This window comes from Chamaesiphon sp. VAR_48_metabat_135_sub, from assembly GCF_031418915.1.
Taxonomy (GTDB): Bacteria; Cyanobacteriota; Cyanobacteriia; order Cyanobacteriales; family Chamaesiphonaceae; genus Chamaesiphon.
Map to the genome: position 1 here is coordinate 1 of NZ_JANOJV010000171.1, position 2,168 is coordinate 2,168.

A 2,168-nucleotide genomic window follows, 5' to 3' on the forward strand; every position below is an offset into this window, starting at 1 on the left:
AATGCCTTGGCTAACATCACCATCGTTAACGACTTGCCGCTCCCCGTCGTGTGCCAAATTACCCCACCCTGACGCGAAAGATCACCTCGCACCTGCTTGACTCGATCGATAGTAGCTCTCACCGCAAAATACTGTTGATAACGAGCGATTTTTTTCGTGCCACTATCAAATAAAATATAACCATAAATCAGATCTAATAACCGCGCTGGATTTAACAAACTGTAGAGAATTCGATCCTGCGCCGATACTTCTCTAATTCCCGCCGCCCATAATTCTTTAATCTTTGACTGTGCCCAAACTTCCCGCCAGCTTAGTAATTTCTGACTCTGCGCCTGAGCTAATGGCACATTAATTAAGGCATAAAGTTCAGCCTCAAAAGTTTCGGGAATAGCTTCTTCTTTCCACACCGCCCAAAATTCTTTGTCAGTGTAAGTTGTACCATATTGAGCCGTGTTCTGCGCGATCGCCAGCAATATCTGCGTCACACAAAAAAAGTGCGGAATTTCATCAGGGCGATGATTCCGCAGGTGTTGACTAATTGCATCGCCCATTGCATCATTTAGATCGGGACGCTTACATTCGATCGCAACTACCGGAATCCCATTAATAAACACCACAATATCAGGGCGACGAGTTTGGGTACTATTCAACCGTTCGATCTCAAACTCATCGGTGACGTGATAGACATTATTCGCCGGATTTTCCCAGTCGATATATTTAACTGTGTGACTTTTCTTGTCACCATCGATCGTTTGTTCGAGACTTTTCCCTAGTACTAATAAATCGTAAATCTGTTCGCTAGTAGTATAGAGAGCGTCGTAAGTAAATTGACTAATTGCAGCGACAGCAGTTTGAATATTAGCATCACTAAATGGATAAATTTTACCCCGATGTTCGATCTGATTGAGCTGGTGAAGTTGGGCGGTGAGGATGTCTTCTAGGACTACTTTCGATCGTTTTCCCTGACGATGTGCGAGAGCTTCTGCTGGCGTGATGTAGGTATAGCCAATATTTTGGAGCAGGGCGAGGGCGGGGATTTGGGATGAGATGACTTCGCGTAGATCGATCGAGGATGGTGTCATCAAACTAAATCTCCATCAGTAAGAGTATATAAATCGGGTTCATCATCCAGAAAATTAAAAGAGTTACCACGATCGGCTAATGCCATTATTTCATTAGTAGAGGGTTCTTTGTATCGTTTATTAAATACCTTCTTGAATTCTATGGCTAGACACCTTTGATAGATAATTTCTTGAAAGCCATTACCTAGTTCATTGTGGACTTTCATTGCACAGCCATTAACTTTGTATGTGATATCGTTGAGTTCCATAGCTTATTCTCCATGCGTGCATTTTTAGTGTTCCCCCACACCCCACCATGAGAATCAGGATTTTTAGGATTTTGGGATTTTCAGGATTAGGTGGTTTGTGGGATGCGGGGATGGTTGAGATTTGGAGGATTTTGGTTGTTTGAAGGATGCGTAGATAGTTAAGAATTTTGCTACTCACTAAATATCTTAATCCCATCCATCCTGAACACCCTTTGCTACCCACAAACACCCTAATCCTGAAAATCCTAAAATCCTCTAAATCCTGATGCGCCCGGTGAGTAGTTGCTGCATCAATCCTAGTTTCTGTTGCTTGTAAGCAGCCAGTTGTTTTTCTAGGGTTGATATTTCCTCATCCGCAGCAGAGAGTACAGCCGCAATCTTCTCCTGTTCTGGAAGTGATGGTAATATTACTTGCGTAGATTCCATTGTGGATTTAGTTATATGCAGAATTCCCATCCCATTAGATTTACTCATTTTTTGCTGAGTTTCAAAATCCAGTAAAAAGTAAAAGAAATTCTTGCTTAATAAATTATCATTGCATACCACCTTCCAAATATGATAATGATAGATTGCTCTTTCTCCTTGCCAAATGTGTGGGCCGAAAGTAGCTGACCACATATAGAGTAAATCACCTGAATTCACATATTGATGCTCAGGGAGTTCAAGATTAGAGTAATAAAAATTCTTTCCTGTACCTGTAAGATTTTGCAATCTAATTACAGGAGTACCAATTTCTTCCCATTCAGATAACTTGTATGCTCGTCCATTATAAAAATGAGCAACTTGATTCTGTTTATACCTTTTCCACTCGCTACCCTCAAACTCCTTAAAACGTTTC

Annotated in this window: 2 protein-coding genes and 1 pseudogene; all 3 read right to left on the reverse strand. The window is 41.2% G+C overall.

Translation table 11 applies throughout. The features are described from left to right. A partial coding sequence (locus RMO55_RS12425; protein ID WP_310426939.1) for a type I restriction endonuclease occupies positions 1 to 1,082 on the reverse strand: 1,082 nt, incomplete at its 3' end. Positions 1,083 to 1,210: 128 nt separating this feature from the next. Beyond that, a pseudogene (locus tag RMO55_RS22260) lies at positions 1,211 to 1,330 on the reverse strand (GxxExxY protein); the annotation flags it as partial. A gap of 255 nt (positions 1,331 to 1,585) precedes the next feature. Then, positions 1,586 to 2,168, reverse strand: a 583-nt coding sequence (locus RMO55_RS12435) for a restriction endonuclease subunit S (protein ID WP_310426941.1), incomplete at its 5' end; no start/stop codon positions are given.